This window comes from Sphingomonas sediminicola, from assembly GCF_014489515.1.
Classification (GTDB): domain Bacteria; phylum Pseudomonadota; class Alphaproteobacteria; order Sphingomonadales; family Sphingomonadaceae; genus Sphingomicrobium; species Sphingomicrobium sediminicola.
The window spans coordinates 1,145,487-1,166,329 of sequence record NZ_CP060782.1 but is presented as its reverse complement, the minus strand read 5'-3'; the positions used below and the strand labels follow the sequence as shown (position 1 = coordinate 1,166,329).

21 protein-coding genes, 1 tRNA gene, 3 pseudogenes and 1 riboswitch are annotated in these 20,843 nt (G+C 61.9%); of the genes and pseudogenes, 10 read left to right on the top strand and 15 right to left on the bottom strand.

Translation table 11 applies throughout. The features are described from left to right. Positions 1-37: 37 nt before the first annotated feature. Both hfq and hflX read left to right on the top strand, forming a co-directional pair. Positions 38-490 (top strand): RNA chaperone Hfq, encoded by a 453-nt coding sequence (gene hfq / locus H9L14_RS06280; RefSeq protein WP_246444514.1) that lies wholly within the window; start codon positions 38-40, stop codon positions 488-490. Beyond that, positions 487-1,788 carry a GTPase HflX gene (hflX, locus tag H9L14_RS06275; protein ID WP_187709638.1) on the top strand — a complete coding sequence of 434 codons (1,302 nt, stop codon included), beginning with the start codon at positions 487-489 and terminating at the stop codon, positions 1,786-1,788. The genes hfq and hflX overlap by 4 nt, the downstream gene beginning before the upstream one ends. Here the strand turns inward: hflX and mazG are convergent. The 12 genes and pseudogenes from mazG to H9L14_RS16570 form a co-directional block, all read right to left on the bottom strand. Next, on the bottom strand, positions 1,767-2,543 hold the full coding sequence (gene mazG, locus H9L14_RS06270; RefSeq protein ID WP_187709637.1) for a nucleoside triphosphate pyrophosphohydrolase: 777 nt from the start codon (positions 2,541-2,543) through the stop codon (positions 1,767-1,769). The two genes, hflX and mazG, sit on opposite strands and share 22 nt — an antisense overlap. A 49-nt stretch (positions 2,544-2,592) precedes the next feature. Next, complete coding sequence (locus H9L14_RS06265) at positions 2,593-3,180, bottom strand: retropepsin-like aspartic protease family protein (protein ID WP_187709636.1); 588 nt, start codon at positions 3,178-3,180, stop codon at positions 2,593-2,595. After that, complete coding sequence (locus tag H9L14_RS15695; protein ID WP_281389445.1) at positions 3,180-3,518, bottom strand: retropepsin-like aspartic protease family protein; 339 nt, start codon at positions 3,516-3,518, stop codon at positions 3,180-3,182. Before H9L14_RS15695 ends, H9L14_RS06265 begins: the two co-directional genes overlap by 1 nt. A gap of 52 nt (positions 3,519-3,570) precedes the next feature. After that, positions 3,571-3,759: a hypothetical protein gene (locus H9L14_RS06255; protein WP_187709635.1), complete on the bottom strand. Its 189-nt coding sequence runs from the start codon at positions 3,757-3,759 to the stop codon at positions 3,571-3,573. Then, positions 3,759-4,361, bottom strand: a complete 603-nt coding sequence (locus tag H9L14_RS06250; RefSeq protein ID WP_343070248.1) for an MBL fold metallo-hydrolase — start codon at positions 4,359-4,361, stop codon at positions 3,759-3,761. Before H9L14_RS06250 ends, H9L14_RS06255 begins: the two co-directional genes overlap by 1 nt. Positions 4,362-4,518: 157 nt before the next feature. Further along, on the bottom strand, positions 4,519-5,298 hold the full coding sequence (locus tag H9L14_RS06245; protein WP_187709634.1) for a TatD family hydrolase: 780 nt from the start codon (positions 5,296-5,298) through the stop codon (positions 4,519-4,521). Then, entirely contained in the window at positions 5,295-6,803 is a 1,509-nt protein-coding gene (gene metG, locus H9L14_RS06240; protein WP_187709633.1) for a methionine--tRNA ligase, read from the bottom strand. The genes H9L14_RS06245 and metG overlap by 4 nt, the downstream gene beginning before the upstream one ends. 33 nt (positions 6,804-6,836) lie before the next feature. Further along, complete coding sequence (locus H9L14_RS06235; protein WP_187709632.1) at positions 6,837-7,808, bottom strand: DNA polymerase III subunit delta'; 972 nt, start codon at positions 7,806-7,808, stop codon at positions 6,837-6,839. Beyond that, the gene (tmk, locus tag H9L14_RS06230; RefSeq protein WP_187709631.1) at positions 7,805-8,431 is read right to left on the bottom strand and encodes a dTMP kinase; all 627 of its coding nucleotides are present in this window, start codon (positions 8,429-8,431) and stop codon (positions 7,805-7,807) included. Before tmk ends, H9L14_RS06235 begins: the two co-directional genes overlap by 4 nt. Then, entirely contained in the window at positions 8,428-9,603 is a 1,176-nt protein-coding gene (locus H9L14_RS06225) for a D-alanyl-D-alanine carboxypeptidase family protein (protein ID WP_187709630.1), read from the bottom strand. The genes tmk and H9L14_RS06225 overlap by 4 nt, the downstream gene beginning before the upstream one ends. A 72-nt stretch (positions 9,604-9,675) precedes the next feature. Then, the gene (locus H9L14_RS16575) at positions 9,676-10,008 is read right to left on the bottom strand and encodes a lytic murein transglycosylase (protein ID WP_343070241.1); all 333 of its coding nucleotides are present in this window, start codon (positions 10,006-10,008) and stop codon (positions 9,676-9,678) included. A gap of 62 nt (positions 10,009-10,070) precedes the next feature. Continuing rightward, positions 10,071-10,673, bottom strand: a pseudogene (locus H9L14_RS16570) (lytic murein transglycosylase); the annotation flags it as partial. Positions 10,674-10,923: 250 nt separating this feature from the next. On the opposite strand from H9L14_RS16570, the gene H9L14_RS06215 reads away from it, so the two are divergent. Next, positions 10,924-11,013: transfer RNA gene (locus H9L14_RS06215), tRNA-Ser, on the top strand. Between the two features lie 20 nt (positions 11,014-11,033). On the opposite strand, the gene H9L14_RS06210 is transcribed toward H9L14_RS06215, so the two are convergent. Beyond that, positions 11,034-11,675, bottom strand: coding sequence for a hypothetical protein (locus H9L14_RS06210; RefSeq protein ID WP_187709629.1), 642 nt, complete (start codon positions 11,673-11,675; stop codon positions 11,034-11,036). Between the two features lie 171 nt (positions 11,676-11,846). Between H9L14_RS06210 and H9L14_RS06205 the strand changes: the two genes are divergently transcribed. From H9L14_RS06205 to H9L14_RS17365, 6 genes and pseudogenes are all read left to right on the top strand, one after another. Next, complete coding sequence (locus H9L14_RS06205; protein ID WP_187709881.1) at positions 11,847-14,069, top strand: TonB-dependent receptor plug domain-containing protein; 2,223 nt, start codon at positions 11,847-11,849, stop codon at positions 14,067-14,069. 89 nt (positions 14,070-14,158) lie between these two features. Next, a pseudogene (locus H9L14_RS06200) lies at positions 14,159-15,333 on the top strand (acyl-CoA dehydrogenase). 54 nt (positions 15,334-15,387) lie between these two features. Then, the gene (locus H9L14_RS06195) at positions 15,388-15,858 is read left to right on the top strand and encodes a LemA family protein (protein ID WP_246444508.1); all 471 of its coding nucleotides are present in this window, start codon (positions 15,388-15,390) and stop codon (positions 15,856-15,858) included. 100 nt (positions 15,859-15,958) lie between these two features. Further along, positions 15,959-16,690 carry a DUF2207 domain-containing protein gene (locus tag H9L14_RS06190; RefSeq protein WP_187709628.1) on the top strand — a complete coding sequence of 244 codons (732 nt, stop codon included), beginning with the start codon at positions 15,959-15,961 and terminating at the stop codon, positions 16,688-16,690. A 5-nt stretch (positions 16,691-16,695) separates the two neighbouring features. Beyond that, a pseudogene (locus tag H9L14_RS17370) lies at positions 16,696-17,262 on the top strand (DUF2207 family protein); the annotation flags it as partial. A 125-nt stretch (positions 17,263-17,387) separates the two neighbouring features. Then, complete coding sequence (locus H9L14_RS17365) at positions 17,388-17,861, top strand: DUF2207 family protein (RefSeq protein WP_425506904.1); 474 nt, start codon at positions 17,388-17,390, stop codon at positions 17,859-17,861. Between the two features lie 3 nt (positions 17,862-17,864). Here H9L14_RS17365 and H9L14_RS06180 read toward each other — a convergent pair whose 3' ends face one another. Both H9L14_RS06180 and rpmE read right to left on the bottom strand, forming a co-directional pair. Beyond that, positions 17,865-18,350 (bottom strand): GNAT family N-acetyltransferase, encoded by a 486-nt coding sequence (locus H9L14_RS06180; protein ID WP_187709626.1) that lies wholly within the window; start codon positions 18,348-18,350, stop codon positions 17,865-17,867. 81 nt (positions 18,351-18,431) lie between these two features. Next, positions 18,432-18,662, bottom strand: coding sequence for a 50S ribosomal protein L31 (gene rpmE / locus H9L14_RS06175; RefSeq protein ID WP_187709625.1), 231 nt, complete (start codon positions 18,660-18,662; stop codon positions 18,432-18,434). 103 nt (positions 18,663-18,765) lie between these two features. After that, positions 18,766-18,902, top strand: a riboswitch (cobalamin riboswitch). A gap of 76 nt (positions 18,903-18,978) precedes the next feature. Between rpmE and H9L14_RS06170 the strand changes: the two genes are divergently transcribed. Beyond that, positions 18,979-20,820, top strand: a complete 1,842-nt coding sequence (locus H9L14_RS06170; protein ID WP_187709624.1) for a TonB-dependent receptor plug domain-containing protein — start codon at positions 18,979-18,981, stop codon at positions 20,818-20,820. Positions 20,821-20,843 lie beyond the last annotated feature (23 nt).

Sequence of the window (20,843 nt, the reverse complement as noted above, 5' to 3'; positions counted from 1 at the left end):
AAATGCCGGACAAGCCCTCAGCCTCCAGGATCAGTTTTTGAACAGCGTCCGGCGATCCAAATCGCCGGCGGTCGTCTTTCTTGTCAAAGGTGTGAAGCTTCAGGGCGTAATCACCTGGTTTGATGCCTTTTCTATCCTTCTGCGGCGCGACATGTCTTCGCAGCTTGTCTACAAGCACGCGATTTCGACGATCATGCCGCAACGCACTCCGACGGACCTGCCGAAGGGGTTTCTTGAGCCGCAAGGAGGCCGGGGGAGCCTGCAGGACATCTTTCTTGCTGCCGCCGCCCGCGAGAAGGCGCCAATGACCCTGTTTCTCGTCAATGGCGTCATGCTGCAGGGTCATGTGGCCGGTTTCGACCAGTTTTCCATGTTGCTCGAACGCGATGGACAATTGCAGTTGGTATACAAGCACGCGGTTTCGACCCTGCAACCGCCGCACGCGCTGGATCTTGGCGATCAGGGCGCGACGGAAGAGCCGAACGCGTGACCTTCTACGACCCCGTCAACGATGTTGCCCGCGGCGAACGAGCGGTCGTCGTCGTGCCGGAGCGCGTTGGCGAGGGATCCCGCCGCTCAACGGAAGCGCGGCTGGACGAAGCGGAAGGGCTGGCCGGTGCGATTGGCGTCGACGTGGTCGCTCGCAAGGCGTTTCGCCTCCGGCAAGTTCGTCCGGCAACTTTGCTCGGCAAGGGGCAGGTGGAGGAAATCGCGGAACTTGCCAGTGAAAGCGACGCAAAGCTTCTAATCGTCGATGCGGCGCTGTCGCCGGTTCAGCAAAAATCACTCGAAGAGCAGGTCGGTACAAAGGTGATCGATCGCACGAGCCTCATCCTCGAAATCTTTGGGGAAAGGGCGGCCACTGCGGAGGGACGGCTTCAGGTCGAACTTGCCCATCTCGATTATCAGGCGGGCCGCCTAGTGCGAACGTGGACCCACCTCGAGCGGCAGCGCGGTGGTTTCGGTTTCCTCGGCGGCCCGGGTGAAACACAGATCGAGGCCGACCGTCGGCTGATCCGCGACCGCATGGCGCGTATTCGGCGCGAGCTGGAGCAGGTCAAGCGAACCCGCGCTTTGCATCGCGGCCGTCGTCAGCGCGCACCATGGCCCGTCATTGCGCTTGTTGGATACACGAACGCCGGGAAATCCACCCTTTTCAACATGATGACCGGTGACGGCGTGCTTGCCGAAGACATGCTCTTCGCGACGCTCGATCCAACGATGCGGAACGTGAAAATCCCGGGCTTCGACAAGGCCATATTGTCTGACACGGTCGGCTTCGTTTCCGACCTTCCGACCGAGCTGATCGCTGCCTTCAGGGCCACGCTGGAAGAGGTCGCGTCGGCCGACCTGCTAATCCACGTGCGTGACATGGCGCACCCGGACCACGAAGCGCAGGCAGAGGACGTCGAAGACGTGCTGTCTTCGCTTGGCATCGGGGAAGGGGAGGGTCCGGCCCGGATAGAGGCCTGGAACAAGGTGGATCTCCTGGACGAGACCGACCGGCGGGCGCTCTTGGCCGAAGCCGAGCGGCGAGCAGATGTCGTTCCAATTTCAGCGCTTAGCGGATGGGGCGTCGACCACATTAGAGAAAGGATTGCCGAAGCCTTGCAGCAGGACACGCAGGTCCATGTGATCCGGCTGAGCTCCAGCGAAGGAAGCCGGCTCGCCTGGCTGCACTCGCGTGGAGAAGTCCTCGAACAACGCGTTGACGGCGATGAGATCGAGCTTTCTGTTCGACTTTCGCCTGAGAATTGGGCGCGTTTTCAGGCGAGCGAGTCCGCCTGATCAGCCTTCGCGCGCCTCCAAAGCTCTTCCATTTCACCCAGCGTCATATCGGAAAAGCCGGGTTCCTGCTCGATAGCCCGAAAGCGCCGCTCGAACTTCCGATTGGCCTCACGGAGAGCAGCTTCCGGCTCAATGTTAAGCTTCCGTGCGAGGTTAACGACTGCGAAGAGGAGGTCTCCCATCTCCTCAAGCATGCCCTGATGCTCGGTTTCGAGCTCCAGCTCTTCCAGTTCCTCATCGATCTTCGCACGAGGCCCTGACGCATCGGGCCAATCGAAACCGGTCCGCGCAGCGCGTCGCTGGAGCTTTGCCGCTCGTTCCAGCGCCGGGAGAGCCAGAGCAACACCCGCGAGGGCGCTCTTGTCTTCGCTTGCCGAGCGTTCTTCGGCCTTGATGATCTCCCACAGGTGATGGCCGCCGTTCTCAGCGTCGCCGAAGATGTGCGGATGCCGGCGCTCCATCTTGTCGCATATGCCGTTGATGACGTCGTCGAGCGCGAAATGGCCGGCTTCCTCAGCCATTTGTGCATGGAAGACGACCTGGAGCTGGAGGTCGCCGAGCTCGTCGACCAGCGCGCCCATATCATTGCGAGCAATTGCGTCTGCAACTTCATAGGCTTCTTCGATCGTGTACGGCGCGATCGTTGCGAATGTCTGCACGCTGTCCCATTCGCAGCCGGTCGAGGGGTCGCGAAGCCGCTTCATGATTGAAACGAGCCGATCGAGGCTAAAGGACGTCCCCACGGCGATTTCCATTTCTACCTCGTAAGTATGATAATATGTATTATGTAAAGTTCCCGAGTAATCAGGGGACGAGGATCAGCCATCGCCCTTCCACTCCCCAACGCTGCAAAGAGGACAGGAAATTCATTCCGAGGACGTTCAAGTCCTCATCGTCGGCAATGTGCAGCGCGAGATCCCGGCGCTCAATGTCGCCGACTTCCAGTTCTTGCGCCGTACCTGTAGCCACACGAATGAATCCATTTCCGGTCCGGACGATCTGATTGCGTGTTGGGCTTGCCCGGACTCCGACCTCAGCCGCAGTTTCCCGCCCGATCGTCGTCATGGTCGCACCGCTATCGATCAGGAACTTCACCTTTCTTCCATTGACCAGTCCGTCGACCCAGAAATGGCCGTCCAGCGCCATCGGAATGCGAATTTCCCGTCCTTGCTTGACGGGCTCGCCTGTCGCTTCGGCTCGAAGCCTTTGCCCGACATAGCCAAGATCGTCACGAAACGTGAAGACGACGAAACCGCCGGCAAAGATTGCAATCCAGGCGAGCACCATGGTCAGTTTCCGGGCAAATGGCTCCCGCCGGGCCATAAGGCTCCCCAGCACCAGCATGATCGCCATGACCAGATAGACGCCGCCCAGCATGAGGCTGTTCGTCATCACGGCTGAAGCACCAGGTAAGTACCCTCGACACGCCAACCTTGAAGCGACGACAGGAAGTTCATCCCGAGTAGATTGGTGTCGTCGTTCTCATTGATATCAATCGGAAAGTCGGTCTTCTCGATGGAGCCGATCTGAAGCTGTTCCGCATATGCCTTGGTCGCACGCGCCGGTCCGTTCGCAGTGTTCACGATCACATGCTCGTTGCCGATTGGAACTCCGGCCGCGACAGCGGTTTCCCTGGATACGGTCGTTACCGAAGCTCCACTGTCCACCATGAAGCGCACATCACGTCCGTTCAGCTTGGCCGCGACCCAGAAGTGACCGTCATCGGCAATGGGTATTCTGATCTGCCGGCCGTCGAGGATGGGGTGCCCATGGCCTCGGCCTTCAACCGTTGGCCAACGCCGGAGAATTCGCTTCGAAACGAGAAGAGAAGGAATCCCACCCGAAGATTGCCACCCAGGCCAGGGCTATCTTCAGAGTTTTGCCGATGGGCTGGCGCATCCCGATGAGCGAACTGGCGACGAACACGGCCGCCACCACATAATAGATGATGTAAGGCCCCCGCTCTTCCATCAGAGTTCGATCTCCAGTCCGTCATGCGCCGGTGCCGCCCAGGACGGCAGTTCATCGACCAGCGTTGTGTAGTCCATGCTGTTGTTGAGGTGCGAGAGGTAGAGCTGCCCCACCTTCATTTCCTCCGCCCAGCCAAGGACAGCGTCGAGGTGGGTATGCGTTGGATGCGGTCGCCGGCTGAGGCAGTCGCTGACCCACACGTCCACACCTTCATACAGTGTCCGCATGTCATCGGTCAGCTCATTGAAATCTATGGCATAAGCCAGTGACCGCGAGCCGATGTCGATACGCAACCCAAGCGACGTGATTCCTCCGTGCGGCTGGTCGACAAAGCGTATCTGTGCGCCGCCGAAGGTCAATTCCGAACCGACTTCGACCGCTTCGCCTACCGCACGATAGAAGCTCGCCGACTTGAAGATGTAACCGAACCGTCTCCGGAGCCGCTCAAGCACGTCGGCTCGGCCATAGAATGGAACCGGCTTGCCCAGGGTCTGCGAGATTGCCCGCAATTCGTCGATGCCATGGCAATGGTCGGCATGATCGTGGGTGATGATCACGCCCTCGACCGTCGCAACCTGCGCCTGGAGCAGTTGCTCGCGGATGTCGGGCCCACAGTCGACAAGGAGCCTGCTGCCCCACCCTCGAGAAGGATCGATGAGCGTAGGCGTCGATTGCGCGGCTCAGCTCGATCGCATTGGCCCCAGTCATTCCCGATCCGCGGAACACCGAATGACGTTCCACAGCCGAGAATTCTTACCTTCACGCAGAGGCCCGGGAGAACAGCCGGAAGAAATTGGCAGTCGTCGTCTCTGCCAGCGCTTCGGGCGGTTCGCTACGCAGTTCAGCAACGAACCGGGCCGTGTCGGCCACAAAGGCCGGCTCACACGTTTGCCCGCGGTGCGGGACAGGAGCGAGGAATGGCGAGTCTGTCTCGACCAGCATGCGATCGGACGGAAGCCAGCTGGCCGTTTCCTGCAATTCCTTCGCATTCTTGAAGGTCACGATGCCCGACAGCGAGATGTAGAAGCCAAGGTCGAGGGCTTTGCGGGCAAGGTCGGCCGTACCGGTGAAGCAGTGGAGAACGCCGCTGACGCCCCCTTCCCGCACCGCGCGGGCGAGGATTTCCGCCGTGTCTTCCTCGGCGTCTCGAGTGTGAACGACCAACGGAAGGCCGCTCTGGCGGGACGCGTCAATGTGGGCTTCGAAGCGCTCCTTCTGAGCATCTCTCTCAGAATTGTCGTAGAAATAGTCGAGCCCACATTCCCCGATGCCGATCACACGCGGATGTGATGCAGCCTCGACCAGCGCCGAGGCGCCGAGATCGGGATGCGCATCGGCCTCGTGCGGATGAACGCCGACGGTGGCCCAGACGTCCGAGTTACGCTCGGCAGCGCCAAGCACATCGCCCCACTCGCTCTGGCGCGTGGAGATATTCAGGAAGCCCGTCACGCCGTTCGCCCGAGCGTTCGCGAGTACCTCGTCCTGGCGCTCAGCGAGACCCGCGTAATTAAGGTGACAATGGCTATCGATGAGTCTCAAGCGGCTGCCTCCTCGTCCTCCGAAAGCTCGAGGCGCGGGAACAGCGGCTGAGGCTGGGCGATCGGCTGGCCGGCTTTACCGCTATCGATATGGGCCAGCAGCTTTTCCGCCGAGGCCGGAATGACGGGCGCGACCGCTTCAGTCAGCTTCCGAACAGCCACGACCAACGTGCCGAGAACCGCCATCATGCGCTCCGGGTCGGTCTTGCGCAGCGCCCACGGCGCCTGAGCGTCGATATAGGCATTGCAGGCGAACACAGCGCCCATCCACGCCTCTAGCCCCACTGAGAACGCGTAATCGCCGAAGCGCTGCGTCAACTCGGCACAGGCCTGATCCACCTTTTGAAGCAGGTCCTTGTCTTCGGCGGCGTCTCCAGCAGCCGGAATGATGCCCTCCAAATTCTTGAAGATCATCGAAAGGGTGCGCTGCGCGAGATTGCCGAAGCTGTTCGCCAACTCCGCATTCACGCGATTGACGATCGCTTCCGCGCTATAGCTGCCGTCCTGGCCGAAAGTGACCTCGCGCATCAGAAAGTAGCGCAGCTGGTCAACGCCGAAGCCCTGGGCCAGCGCCAGCGGGTCGACGACATTACCTACGCTCTTGGACATCTTCTCGCCGCGGCTGAGCAGGAAGCCGTGACCGTAGATCATCTTCGGCAGATCGATCCCAGCCGACATCAGGAACGCCGGCCAGTAGACCGCGTGGAACCGGACGACGTCCTTGCCGATCAGGTGGACGTCCGCGGGCCAATACCGCTTCCAGAGCTCGGTTTCGTCGGGATAGCCGAGGCCGGTGATGTAATTCGTCAGGGCATCGAGCCAGACGTACATCACATGGTTGTCGCTCCCAGGCACCGGCACGCCCCAGTCGAAGCTGGTGCGCGAGATACTGAGATCCTTGAGGCCGCCCTCGACGAAGCGGACGACCTCGTTGCGGCGGCTATCGGGCCGAATGAACTCCGGCTTTGCAGCGTAAAGGTCGAGCAGGGGTTGCTGATATTTCGACAGACGGAAGAACCAGCTCTCCTCGACGGTCCATTCGACCGGCGTTCCCTGCGGAGACAGCTTTTCGCCGTCCTCACCGGGAACGAGCTCGTCTTCCTCGTAATAGGCCTCGTCGCGGACCGAGTACCAACCTTCATAGCGGTCGAGATAGAGGTCTCCCCTCTCCTCCATCGCCTTCCAGATCGCCTGGCTTGCGCGATAATGATCGGGCTGAGATGTACGAATGAAACGATCGTACGACACGTTAAGAGTGTCGCACATCTCTCGGAAAAGGAGTGACATTCTGTCCGCAAGTGCGCGCGGCTCAATGCCCTCGGCACGGGCAGTCTGGGCCATTTTCAACCCATGTTCGTCGGTGCCGGTTTGGAAGCGCACGTCGCGCCCCTGCGAACGCTGGAAGCGCGCGATCACGTCGGCGGCAATCGCCTCATAGGCGTGACCGATATGCGGCGGGCCGTTCGGGTAGCTGATTGCGGTGGTGATGTAGAAAGGTTCGGACATTCCTCACCGCCCTAGCGGCGGCGGTTGGGCGCTTCAAGGAAGCGGGTCGGCAACCGATGCCAGGATCCCGCCAAGCTGGAACACGGTCGACGCGGGATCGAGGGACAGCCGGGGAGCAATCGCCACCAATTCGCGCGTGCGAGCATAAGCGTCGACTGCCCGCAGCCGAGGCGCGCCGGTTAGCGATCGCGCCTCCCTTGCGATTACGGACGGCAGCATTTCCAGGAAGGCTGCATAGCGATCGCCGGCGCCGCGTTTCCCAAGCTCAAGAGCCAGATCCGATCGGCGGCCGTTGGTCGGATCGCCCTGCCGCAGGATCTTGATTGCCTTGTCTTCGAGACTGACGAGGTCGAGCCCGGCCAAGGCAATGGCCCTTCCCGCCGATCCGTCCGCTGCCGCAATGACTCGCGCCCGCTCGAAATCCTTTTGTTCCGGCAATGCCTTGGCGAGAATTGACGTCATGGCGTCGTCATCGAGCGACTGAAAATCCAGCCTCCTGCAGCGCGAGCGAACGGTCGGCAGGAGCCGACCCGGTGAATGGCTGACGAGAAAGAATATCGTGTTCGCGGGCGGCTCCTCAAGCATCTTCAGGAGCGCATTCGCAGCAGACTTTTCGAGGTCGTCGATGGAGTCGATCACCACGACGCGCCAAGGCGACAGTGCCGGCGTGAGGTCGAACAGGTCAGCGAGCGACCGCACCTGGTCGACCGTAATATTGCGGGCGAGGTTGTTCGTCTTGTCGTTCACCAATCGCTCGAGCCAGCGCAGGTCCGGATGGCTGCCTGCTTCCACCAGCTTTGCGATGCGATGATCTTCAGGCGTTTCCAGCCCGGGAGCATCGACTTGCGGCCCTGCGGCGTCCGCGAGAACTCGCGTCGCCGCTTCGCGAGCGAAAGTCGCTTTCCCTACCCCCTTGGGCCCTGCGAGCAGCCACGCATGGTGCAGCGCGCCGCGCTTCCACGCGTCCGAGAACTGTCCTACGGCGCGATCCTGGCCGACGATCACGACAGAAGATCCTTCAGGCCGTCGAGCAAACGCTGCGTAACTTGCTCTGGAGTGCCGGATGCGTCGATCAACCGAACGCGCTCAGGCTCTTCCGCGGCGATGATCCGGAAGGCCGTCTCGACCTTATGGTGATATTCGGCCGAGCGGCCGCCTATTCTGTCGGCTCCGTCGGTGTCGCGGGCACGGGCACGCTCCGCGCCCTCATCCAGAATCAGGACCAGCGTGCGATCCGGCAGGAAGTCGCCGCACGCGAAACGATAAAGATCCCGCACTCGCTCGATTCCGAGCCCGCCGGCACCGCCCTGATAGGCAAGCGAGGAATCGAGGAAACGGTCACTAAGCACCCATTTCCTTTGGCTCAGCGCAGGGCGGATCGTCTTCTCCACATGGTCGGCACGTGCCGTTGCGAAGAGCAACGCTTCCGATTCGGCCGACCAGCGCGCCTCATCTCCCGAGAGCAAAAGCGCTCGAATGGCTTCGGCTCCCTCGCTTCCGCCCGGCTCGCGGGTGACGACGCAGTCGACACCGCGCTGGGCCAGCGCAGCTTGAAGAGCCTTCAGCTGGGTCGACTTGCCGACCCCTTCACCGCCTTCGAGCGTGATGAAGCGTGGGGTCGGGTTCACGCCATCCCGAACAGCTGCTTGAGCCCGATCCAGATGCGTCCGAAGAAGCCCGCTTGTCCGACGTCCTCACCAGCGACCAGCGGCATGACCTGCTCGCCGTCGGGCATCACGACAACCAGGTCAGCGATGTGCTGCCCCTTGGCAATCGGCGCCTTTACCGGCCCCTGATAGCGGATCTTCATCGCTCCGGTCTTCGAAAGGATGCCTGCAGGAATGGTCAAGGCAAGGTCGCGCGGTGCGATCAGCGGCACTTCGCTGCTGCTTCCCATCTGAACCTTCGCCGAGCCGATATTGGTTCCAGACTTGAAAAGCGGCTTCGACTGCCAGGCGTTGAAGCCCCACTGCATCAGCCGCACCGACTCCTGAATCCGCCCGTTGTAACTGTCGAGCCCGGCGACAACCATGATCAGGCGGCGCCCGTTCTGCTCGGCAGATCCGGTGAAGCCGTAGCCGGCCTCTTCGGTATGGCCCGTCTTCAGACCGTCGGCACCCGGGACCTTGCCCAAGAGCGGATTGCGGTTGGCCTGAGTGATCGCGGCGCCCGACCCCAGCGTCTGGCCGTGGGTATACTCAGTCAGGCTGTAATATTTCTTGTAGAGGTCCGGATAGTTCTCGATCTCGGCGCGAGCGAGGGTCGCGAGGTCGCGCGCAGTGACATAAGTGCGACCCTCATCCGGCCAGCCGTTCGAGTTGCCGAAGTGGCTGTTGGTAAGTCCCAGCCGCTTCGCATTCTCATTCATGATGTTGGTGAATGCCTCTTCGGTGCCGGCAATGCACTCAGCGAGCACCACCGACGCGTCATTGCCGGACAAGGTGATGATGCCCTTGAGCAGCTCATCGACCGACACCTGCTCGTTGGGGCTCAGGAACATCGTCGAGCCCGCCTGCGGACCGTGCCACTTTTGCCAGGTCTCGGGCCGGACCGTGCACATTTTGTCCGTCTTAAGGTCGCCCTTCTTGATGAGCTCGAAGGCGACGTTGGTCGTCATCATCTTCGCCATCGATGCCGGCGGCATTCGGACGTCGGCATTTTTGGACAGCAGGACCGCACCGGACGAAAGGTCGATCAGATAGGCGACCCTCGCTGGCGTATCGAACGGGGGTGCCTTGGCCGGAGCAGCGGTGGAAAGTGTGAGAGCGGCGGCTGAAGCGAATAGTATTGCGCGTTTCATCGACTCGGGGTTCGTCCTGCTGGGCTTATTGGAACACCCTCCTATCGCCGCGATTCCACTCGCGCGAGGGGTTCAGCGGCGGGTTATCGCGTTTGCTAGAAGACCGACGGACAAAGCGTAGAAATTCGAGCAGTTGTAATCGAGGATCGCGCGATAGTTGCCGGTCAGCAGATAGGCCGTTCCGTTCGGCCCGTCCGGCTCCAGCAGGGTGGCCACCTCCTGGTCGGAAAGCGACGAACCGTACGGCACGACTCCAATCGATCGCCATTGGCCAACCGTGAGCCATCGGCTGTGCCGCGCATACACGCGCTCGCAGCGCGGGCCCGAAGCGTCGACCGGATAGCTGCTCGGTTCAACGTCGGCGAAACCCGGGCCGCGACGCCCCAAGGCACGCCCGGCTTCCACCCGGCATTGCGAAGATAATTGGCGATCGACGCGAGACCGTCTGATTCACTTCCCCAGATATCCGCATAACCGTCTCCGTCGCCGTCAGCACGAAGCCGGACGACGACCGAAGGCATGAATTGGGGATATCCCGTCGCGCCGGCGTAACTGCCCTTCAGGCGCCATCGCGGAACACCCATGTCGATAAGCCGAAGCGCGGCGATGAACTCGCTCTCGAACATTGGGCGTCGACGTCCCTCGTAAGCGAGGCTCGCCAAGGCTTCGAGCAGATCGAATCCGCCGGTGACCGCGCCATAGCTGGTCTCGTGACCGTAAATGGCCATGAGAATGCCCGGATCGACGCCGTAGCGCGCCTGAATCCGGGCGAGATTGCCGTAGATCGAAGCGTAGCGATCCTGCCCGCGCCGGATCAGGGTCGGAGTGACATGGTCGCGCTGATAGGGCGCGAACGGCGGGATGTAGCTGCTGTTCGGCGGCCCGCCCGGCTGAGACTGGTCGAGCTGGATGGCTCGCCGGTTCAAATCCAGGCCCAGGACATTCGCCTGGATCGTCGCCTCACGTATTCCTGCGCTACGCGCCCGCCCCGCCAGGTACAGCTTGTAGGCGTCGAATCCGGTCGGTGCGGCGTAAGTGGGTCGCGTGACGTATGTTTGAACCGGCTGCATGGAGACCGGCTGGAGCACGGCAGATGACTGCGCAGGCTGAGGAAGAGGCCCCAGCGGGTCGGACTGAGCACGCGCAGGCCACGAGGCCAGCACCGCTCCAGCCGCCAGAATCCAGGCACCAATCAACCGCAATTCGACACTCCCTCCACCGCGTGACGCTACGGGCTAAACGCTGTTTTAGGCCAGCCGTGTTCGCCGCGCGCCTTGCACGTCCCATCCCGACACGCGATAGCGGGAAAAGCTGAACGAAGGATGGGTGGCCGAGTGGTTTAAGGCAGCGGTCTTGAAAACCGCCGTGGGTGCAAGCCCACCGTGGGTTCGAATCCCACCCCATCCGCCAGCGACTTTAAAGCTTATTTTCTAGTACTTGGTCGGTATTGTTGAGACGATTAGATAATCGTCGCCAAAGTCCTCGTCGATAATCTCGCCGCTCCAGCGCTGGACGTTCATTCCCTCTTCGCCGTCAGGTGTGAAAGCCTTTCCACCATTGGCGACCGCAACCATGCGCTCGAGAGTTTCGAGGATTAGGCGATCGACATCGACGATCACCGCCGCTCTGAAGTCGTGGCCCAACCTTGCCGTGCCGGGACCGTAGGGGACATAGAGCCAACCCTCCCCCTCCGGCGACGGAACCACGGCGACTGCTCGACCACAGGTGAAGGCAGGGTCGATGAGCATCCGGTATGCTCGCTTTGGCATCTGCTGGGTCCGCGAGAGCAAGTCCGCCACCTGCATCATCCCGAAGGGCTGAAGCTCAAGCCCGAATGCAATCGTGAGAATGTCGCCACCCGTGAAATGCCTCCTACGGCCCTTCCCCGGGTTCTGCTCGCCCGAAAGCGTTAGCCACTTCCTTGAGACCCAGTTGTGAAGCTGGTGATCGGCAACACCCGTGATGGCAGCCACATCCGGCCGAGTGAATCGGGGAAGCTCCAGAATGCTGTGTGCCTGCTCTCCGCTGCCGACGATCGCACGAAGATTCGCAACCTTATCGGCCAGCGACATGGACTCTCCCCCGTTGCGCCGAGTGTAATTCACTTCGTGCATTTCTCGAAATGCGGGAATTCACCTGATGCATTTCGCGACGGCTCCCCTTGTCCCTCCGTCTAGCCGCCGATGCTTCTACCAACGGCTCTGGTCGATCCGTTTGTCGATTGATCGAACCATCGTCGCTCCCTGAAAAGCCGTGCCCTAGCCGCTCCTCCATCGAAACATGGGGATCTGGATGGTGCGGGCCTATTTGCTCGGAAGTATCGCCGTAACGGCCTTGGTGAGCTCCCCTGCGGCGCTCGCCCAAACCCGAGCCCCAGTGATTCGCAATCGACCGCTGCGGTCGCCCAGAATGGCACCGGAAAGCGAACGACGTCCTATGACGCGGCCTATTTCGCTCAATACGCGCCCCGCACCGCCCTCGACATCGCCCGACGCGTGCCCGGTTTCCAGCTGGATCTAGGAGCAACCCAGACGGACCTGGGCCAGGTCGACGTCCGCGGCTTTGCGGGAACGGCGGGCAATGTTGTCTTCAACGGTGCGCGCCCGACGTCCAAGGCGGAAACGCTCGAAGTCACCCTCGCCCGTATCCCGGCCCAGCGCGTTATCCGTGTCGAAGTTGGCCCTGGCGATCTCTATGGCTCCGACTATTCGGGCAAGAGCCAGGTTCTCAACGTCATTCTCTCCGCCGCGTCCGGAATTGACGGAAATGTCACTGCCGCCGGTACCCGACGGTACAACGGCTACATCAATACGGACATTTCGGGCTCGGCCGTCATCCGCAAGGGAGCCTCCACCTTCAATCTGTCGGCCGGAACGGGCCGCAATCGGCAGATTGAAGAGGGAACCGACACACTCACCGACGTGGAAACCGGGGAGCAGGTCGAGTTCCGGCGCAAGCACAACAGTTATTTCAATCGAGATCCTTATGTTTCGGGGAGCTGGGCCCTCGAGCGCGCATCGGACAGCGCCTACCGGTTCAACGTCCGGTATCAGCCCAGCCGTTTCGACCTGCACCAGGACAATCGCGTCACGACCGCTGACGGCCAGCGCAACGACAATCTAGACCAGCACTTCCGAAATCCGCTGATCGAGATCGGCGGTGACGTCACGCGACCGCTGGCAGGCGGCGCCATCAAGCTTGTCGGCCTGGCCACGCGCAGGAAGCGCGACGACACAGAAACCTATCTGCTCCGCGATGGCCTGATCGAGGACGGTGGCTCGGTTGTCGGCGGCTTCGACCAGAATATCGAGGCAAAGCGCAACGAGACGATCGGTCGGCTGAGCTGGACGCGCTCGAACCTCGCCGGCTTTTCCGTGGAAATCGGTGCCGAGGCCGCACTCAATACGCTCGACAGCACCGTCGAGCTTTTCGCCTTCGACGAGGACGGCAACAGGAACCGCATCGACCTGCCGCTCGACGACGCCACCGTGAAGGAGAGGCGAGGCGAGGTCTATTTCAGCATTGGCAGGAACCTGTCGGACAAGCTCCGGATCGACGGCGGGCTGAATTACGAATTCTCGAACCTGAAAGTCCGTGGCGACACTCGCGCCGACCGGACGCTCAAGTTCCTAAAACCGAATTTATCGCTCGACTGGCAGCCCGGCGGGGGGTGGCACGGTCGTCTGTCGGTGCGCCGCACGGTTGCCCAGCTCGATTTCTACGACTTCATCAGCGTGGCCGAGCTCTCGACCGATCGCGTCAACGCCGGCAACGAGAACCTGGAGCCGCAGCGCACCTGGGAATTCCGCCTGACCGCTGAACACCCATTCCTCGGCGACGGCCTGATCAAGCTGGACCTCGGTCATGACCGCATCAGCATGCTCCAGGACCGGATTCTGATCTTCGACGACGAAGGGAACGGCTTCGATGCTCCAGGCAATATCGGCGCCGGCAACCGCAGCTTCGCCGAGCTCACGGTCGATGCACCGCTTGGACAATTATGGAGCGGACTTCGCGCCAAGTTCACAGGCACGATCCAGCGTACGCGGGTCGAGGATCCGATTTCTGGAGATATGCGCAAGTTCAGCGGCTTCTTCCCGGCCTGGCAGTGGCGCGTCGACGTCCGTCGCGATGCCGGCAAATGGTCGTACGGCTTCAGCGTGAACGACAATCAGCGCTTCACCTTCTACCGCACCGACGAGTTCGATACGAATTTCAACGGCGGCCCGTATGGAACTGCTTTCATTGAATATCGTCCGACGGCCAAGACCTCCATCACGTTCGACGTCGACAATGTATTCGAAACCAGCGGGAACCGCACGCGGCGCCTGTTCCTGCCGAACCGCGCAGCGCCCGAGGACGTCATCGACGAGGTCCGCGAGCGTAATCGTCACCTCAGCTTCGGCCTGACGTTGAAGCAGAGCTTTGGAGGCTCAAGCGGTACCGGGGTGGCGAAGGCGGACTGACAGGGGTAAGGAGCCGGCGACTTCTTCAATCGCAGGGTATCCACGTGGCCACTTCCCTCAAGGCGGACGCTCACAACCACGAGCCCGCCATTTTGCCGTTCGACTGGGCTGACGCCTATGACCTCGAGCATCAGTTAACCGAGGAGGAGCGCCTCGTCCGCGACACGGCCGAGAATTATGCGCAGGAGAAGCTGCAACCGCGTGTGACCAGCGCCTACATGGAAGAGCGCTTCGATCGCGAGATCATGAGCGAGATGGGCGAGCTTGGCCTGCTTGGCGCGACTGTCCCAGAGCAATATGGCGGAGCCGGCCTCGGCTACGTCAGCTACGGCCTCATCGCCCGCGCCGTCGAGCGCGTCGACAGCGGCTACCGATCCGCTTGCTCGGTCCAGTCCAGCCTCGTGATGTATCCGATTTTCGCCTACGGCTCCGAAGAGCAGCGCATGAAATATCTGCCGAAGCTCGCCCGCGGCGAGTTCGTCGGCTGCTTCGGCCTCACCGAACCGGATTCCGGCTCCGATCCGGGAAGCATGCGCACCCGCGCCGAGAAGACCGCGAATGGCTACCGAATCACCGGCACCAAGATGTGGATCACCAACTCGCCGATCGCCGACGTCTTCGTCGTCTGGGCGAAGTCGGATGCCCACGGCGGCAAGATCCGTGGCTTCGTGCTCGAAAAGGGCATGCCCGGCCTATCGGCGCCGAAGATCAAGGAGAAGCTCTCGCTTCGTGCCTCGATCACCGGGAGATCGTCATGGACAATGTCGAGGTAGGGGAAGACGCCCTCCTCCCCAACGTTGAGGGCCTCAAAGGCCCGTTCGGATGCCTCAATCGCGCCCGCTATGGCATTGGCTGGGGTTCGATGGGCGCCGCTGAAGCCTGCTACGCCGCTGCGCGCCAGTACACGCTCGACCGCAAGCAGTTCGGGAAGCCGCTCGCCGCCAACCAGCTCGTTCAGCTGAAGCTCGCCAACATGGTGACCGAAATCACGCTTGGCCTGCAGGCGGCGCTCCGCGTCGGACGCCGGCTCGAAGAAGGCACGCTGATCCCGGAGACGATCAGCCTCCTGAAGCGCAACAATTGCGGCAAGGCGCTCGATATCGCGCGCGTCGCCCGTGACATGCACGGCGGCAACGGCATCAGCGCCGAATTTCACGTGATGCGCCACGCGGCGAACCTCGAGACGGTGAACACCTACGAGGGCACGCACGACGTGCACGCGCTGATCCTTGGCCGAGCGATTACGGGGCTCTCCGCCTTCTAGCGGGACCAACGGTAACCCTCTATGTTCGCTTCAAGGCAATTAGGGGCTAATCGCATGGGCATCTTGGTTTGGGTCGTCCTCGCGGCCATCGTGCTGGTGCTGGTCCTGGCCGTCAGCATCTACAACCGGCTCGTCCGGCTGCGCGCGCTGGTGAAGGAAGCCTTTAGCGGGATCACCGTGCAGCTGCGGCGGCGCGCCGACCTGATTCCCAACCTGGTCGAGACAGTCCAGGGCTATGCCACCCACGAACGCGAGGTCTTCGAAGAGGTTACTCAGGCCCGGGCTGAAACCGTCAAAGCCGGAAGCGTGGAGGCGACGGCGCAGGCCGATGCACACATGACGGGAATTCTGGGACGTCTGTTCGCGGTGGCGGAGGCCTATCCGGAGTTGAAGGCCAATACGAACTTCCTCCAGCTCCAGGACCAGCTGGCAAACATCGAGGGCGAGCTTCAGAGCGCTCGGCGGTACTACAACGCGACCGTTCGCGACCTGAATTCTACCATCCAGAGCTTCCCCCGGTGCTAATCGCCCGGCCTATGGGGTTCACCGAAGAGGCGTTCTACCAGGACGACGACCCGGCGATCCAAAGCGCCCCGAAAGTGGCCTTCCAGCGCCCGGGCGCTTAATGATGTCCCGCTTTTGGCGGGCCCTCCCCGCCTTGTTGCTCCTGCTGGCCGCCACGCCCGCGCCCGCCGAGGAGCGCATCCAGCGTTTCGTCTCCGACGTCCAGATCCAGAAGGACTCATCGCTTGAAGTCACCGAGACGATCGACGTCCGCGCCGAGCACAACGCGATCAACCGCGGCATCTATCGCGACTTCCCGACCCGTTATCGGGGACCGCACGGCTCTCAGGTACGGATCGGTTTCACGTTTCGGGACGCAACGCTCGACGGGACGCCGGTGCAGGCGTCGACGGAGATGGTCTCGAACGGCGTCAGGATCAGGCTCGGCGACCCGGACAAGTTGGTCGACATTGGCGATCATCGTTACGTCATCCGATACAAGACCACGCGGCAGGTCGGCCGCTTCAAGGATTTCGACGAACTCTACTGGAATGCGACGGGCAACGGCTGGATGTTCCCGATAGACGTTGCGCAGGCTCGTATTCGCCTTCCCTCCGCCGTGAAGTTCGGCCAGCGGTCCGTTTACACGGGCGCGCAGGGATCGACGGCATCCAACGCCCGAGTGATCGAAGAAAAGCCGGGCGACATTAGCTTCCAGACGACCGGAGCGCTCGGACCCTATGAAGGTCTTACGGTCGCGGTCGCTTTTCCGAAGGATGTGGTCGCCGAACCGACCGAGTCAGACCGGACCAAGTGGATACTTGCCGATTACGGCCCGCCGTGGTCGGTGTGATTGCCATGCTTGGCCTCGGAATATTCCTATACTTCGCCTGGGCCAGGGCCGGACGAAATCCGCGAGCAGGCACGATCGTCCCGCTCTTTTCTCCGCCGGCCGACCTTACGCCTGCCGGGATGCGTTACATTTGGAAGATGGGCGCGGACAATCGCGCTTTCGCGGCCGCCCTCGTCGACATGGGTGTCCGGGGTCACATCAGGCTCAGCGAAGAGGATGGCGGCTTCTTCTCGCGCGACAAGACGGTTCTCGAGCGCCTGCCCGGCGCGAATCCTCTTCCGCCAGAGGAAGAAGCCGCTCTTCGAGAACTGGCGAAGACGGGCGAGCAGATTGTGATGGAGCAGAAGAACCATCAAAAATTCTCTGCTGCACAGAAGAGTTTGGGAGATGTTCTGAAGAATACCTACGAAGGCGTGATGTTCAACCGGAATTGGGGTTGGGCGGTTGCCGGCGTCATCCTGTTCATAGCCGCCTTCTGGTTGGTCGCGGCTGCAGTGGTTGCGACAACCGACGGCGCTGCGATCTGGCGGATCCTGGTAACCCTTGGCGCGGCAGTCGTGGCCGCAATGCTGGCAATGGTGATCCATGGCTCTTCAACGAGCGGGAAATGCCTGCTCGTGCTCGGCATGTTCGGTGCGGGCGCGGTAGCACTCATGACCGGTGCTACAGTCCTGATTGAGGCGCTGAACACGGGCTGGTGGCAGCCGCTTGTGTTGCCGCTGCTCGGGCTGCCCCTCGTAATCTCTGCCTTCTTCTGGATAGCGGCGCCGACGAAGGATGGCCGCAAGGTTCTCGACCAGATTGCCGGCTTCAAACAATATCTCTCGATCACGGAGCGCGAGCGGCTGGACCGCATGCATCCCCTGCGGACACGCCGGAGCTGTTCGAACGCTATCTGCCCTACGCAATCGCGTTGGGCGTCGAAAACCGGTGGGCGGAGCGGTTTGCGGGTGTCCTCGCGGCAGCCGCCGCGCAGGGTCAGCAAGGCTTTGTTTGGTATTCGGGAACACGCGATCCCTGGAGCGACCCCGGCCGATTTGCAGAAAGCGTCGGCTCTTCCCTGGCAAGCACGGTCAGCTCGGCTTCAACGGCGCCAGGCTCGAGCAGCGGGTCCGGCGGAGGCGGGTCGTCGGGTGGCGGCGGTGGTGGCGGCGGAGGCGGCGGCTGGTAGCGCTCAGGCCGGACGCAACCAAATGGTTTGTGGCTTCTCGCGATACGTCCCGTCGGCCTGACGCTGAAAGCCCAGCTTCGATGCGAGCTTCATTGAAGGGTCGTTCCCGGGCGAAATGAGCGCCCAGATTGGCTGTCTGCCAAAATGCTCTTCGAACCAGCCTAGAGCGGCCTCGCAAGCTTCGCTGGCGTACCCTTTGCCGTGTGCGACGGGAGCGAGGATCCAGCCCATCTCGGCCTGCCCCTCGATCGAAGGCTCGCATCCGCGGAGGAAGTCGAAGAACCCGACGTGGCCGATCGCAGAACCACCGCCCCGCTCGGCAACGGCCCACATGCCAACGCCGGTGAGGTGCCACAGTCCTGCGCCGGCAAGCATTCGGCGCCACGTATCTTCGCGGCCGCTAGGCCCTCCAACATGCTGGCTGGCTTCGGCGTCCGCGAAGAAACTCAGGAAATATTCGAGGTCGCGCAGCTCGAAGTCGCGCAGCACCAATCGCTCCGTCTCGATCCGAGGAGCGGACGGAAATCGGTGGGCCTGGTCGTGAAACGGAAGCAGCTTCAGCGAGCCTGCTTACTTCTTGCCAAGCGAGAGTCCGCCGAAACGCTTGTTGAAGCGCGCCACCTGTCCGCCCGTGTCGAGCATCTGGCCACGTCCGCCGGTCCATGCAGGGTGTGACGTCGGGTCAATCTCGAGGTGCAGCGTGTCGCCTTCCTTGCCCCAGGTCGAGCGGGTCTGGAAGGTCGTGCCATCTGTCATCTGGACGGTAATGGTGTGGTAGTCGGGATGGGTACCGGATTTCATCTTCAGTTCCTTGAAATGGCGCTGGTTTCCGACCAGCAGCCGGGAATGCCGGGCGCACTTAAGCGAGAGAGCCCCGATTGACAAGGCTCGCGGCTGGCTCCTAGTCCCACCCCCGGACCGAGGTCCGGCGGTTACGGCTGCCGGCCAAGAAGGAAGCCGGTGCAAAACCGGCGCTGTGCCCGCAACTGTATCTGCCCGCCTGGGTGGGAGTCAGACACTTGCCTTGGTCCGTCGTCCGTTTCTCCGGCCGGGACCAGCCGTAGTGCGTGGGTGCTCCGCATCCTCTGCGACGACATGTTCGTCAAAGGAGGATGAATTGATCGACGCACTTCCAACCACCGAAATCATCGTCACCGCGGAGCGCGCGCCCGAGAAGGCCGAAGATACGCCCGCGAGCGCGGCCGTCATCGACAGTGAAAGTATCGAGCGGCTGGGCGAGCCGCTGGTCCCTGCCCTGCTGCGCCTTACGCCGTCGGTATCGGTCGCCACGTCGGGTCCAGCGGGATCGTTGACGGAGGTCCGCATCCGCGGGACCGAGAACAACCACACATTGCTGTTCGTAGACGGAATCCGGGCGAACGACCCCGCGACCGGCAACCAGCCGCGCTTCGAACTGCTCAACGCCGACGTTACTTCGCGAATTGAAATCGTCCGCGGACCGCAATCGGCGCTCTGGGGATCGGAAGCCGTCGGTGGCGTCGTCGCGGTAGACAGCGTTGCGAGCGAGCGAAGTTCGTTCTCGCTGGGCAGTGAGATTGGCTCGTTCGGATTTCGCAGGGGGTCAGCATCCGGATCGTTCACGAGCGGCAAGTCGAGCCTGGCGGGCGGACTCGGGTGGCAGCGAGCCACTGGCATCGACGCCTTTGACGGAAACGGCGACAAGGATGGCTACCACAATCTCTCTGGACGGGTTCGCGGAACCTTGGAAGTCACTCCGGCCATTCGACTTGGCGTAGCGGCGTTTGCAATGTCCGGACGGAGCGATTTCGACGGGTACGACCCGATTACGTTTCTCCATGCCAACACGCTCGACAGCAGTCGCAATCGACTCAGTGCCGTAAGGTTGTGGGGTGATTTCGGAGATCCCAAGTCGGCCTGGAGCGGCAGTCTCGGCGGCGCCACCCTCTCCTCTCGCAACCGGAATTTCCTCGCCAGTGACGAGATAAACCGAACGTCAGGGCGCAGACAGACGCTCGACGCCCAGGTCCAACACCGTTTTAAGACGTCCTCGGTCGAACATCGTCTGATCCTGGCGCTCGATCACGAAAGTGAGGAGTTCAAGGCGCGCGACGTCAATTTCGGCGGATTCACCGATCAGGACCGCGATCGCAAGCATAACGCCGTCACCGCAGAATGGCGGGCGGACGCCGGACCAGCAACTTTGGACCTCGCAGTCCGGCGCGACGCCTTCAACCGATTCAAGGATGCGACGACGCTTCGGGCCTCGTTGCTTGCGAAGGTCGGGAAGGGCTTCTCAATTGCCGGTTCCTATGGCGAAGGCATCGCCCAGCCGACCTTTTTCGATCTCTATGGCTTTTTTCCCGGCAGTTTCGTTGGAAACCCGTCGCTTAAGCCGGAACGTTCACGCGGATTCGAGGCATCGCTTAGGTATGCAAATCGGACGTTTGCGGCATCCCTCACGGCATACCAGCAACGTCTTCGCGATGAGATCGTCGATACTTTCGATCCCGACACCTTCCTGTCGAGCACTGCCAATCGATCCGAGACTAGCAGGCGGTCGGGTGTCGAGGCTCAAGCCAATTGGTCTCTACATGAGGGACTTAGGCTCTCGGCGAACTACGCCTATATCAAGGCGAGCGAGCCCGACGACCTCGGATCTCACGTTCGCGAAGCGCGGCGCCCGAAGCATATCGGCTCCGTCGCCGCCGATGGACAGCTGGGCCGCATCTCCTACGGGCTCTCTATTGCCTACACAGGTTCGCGCCTCGACACGGACTTCGAGACGTTTCCGTTCCAGCGTGTGAAACTCGGCGCCTACTGGCTCGCCGGCGCCCGCGTGTCTTACGAGGTTGCAGAAGGCGTGCAGATCTTCGCTCGTGCCGCAAATGCCTTCGATGAGCGCTATCAGGACGCGCTCGGTTATCGGACCGAAGGGAGGAGCATTTATGGCGGCATCCGCCTTGCTCGCGGCCGCTAGCGTCGCATCCCTCAATCTATGCA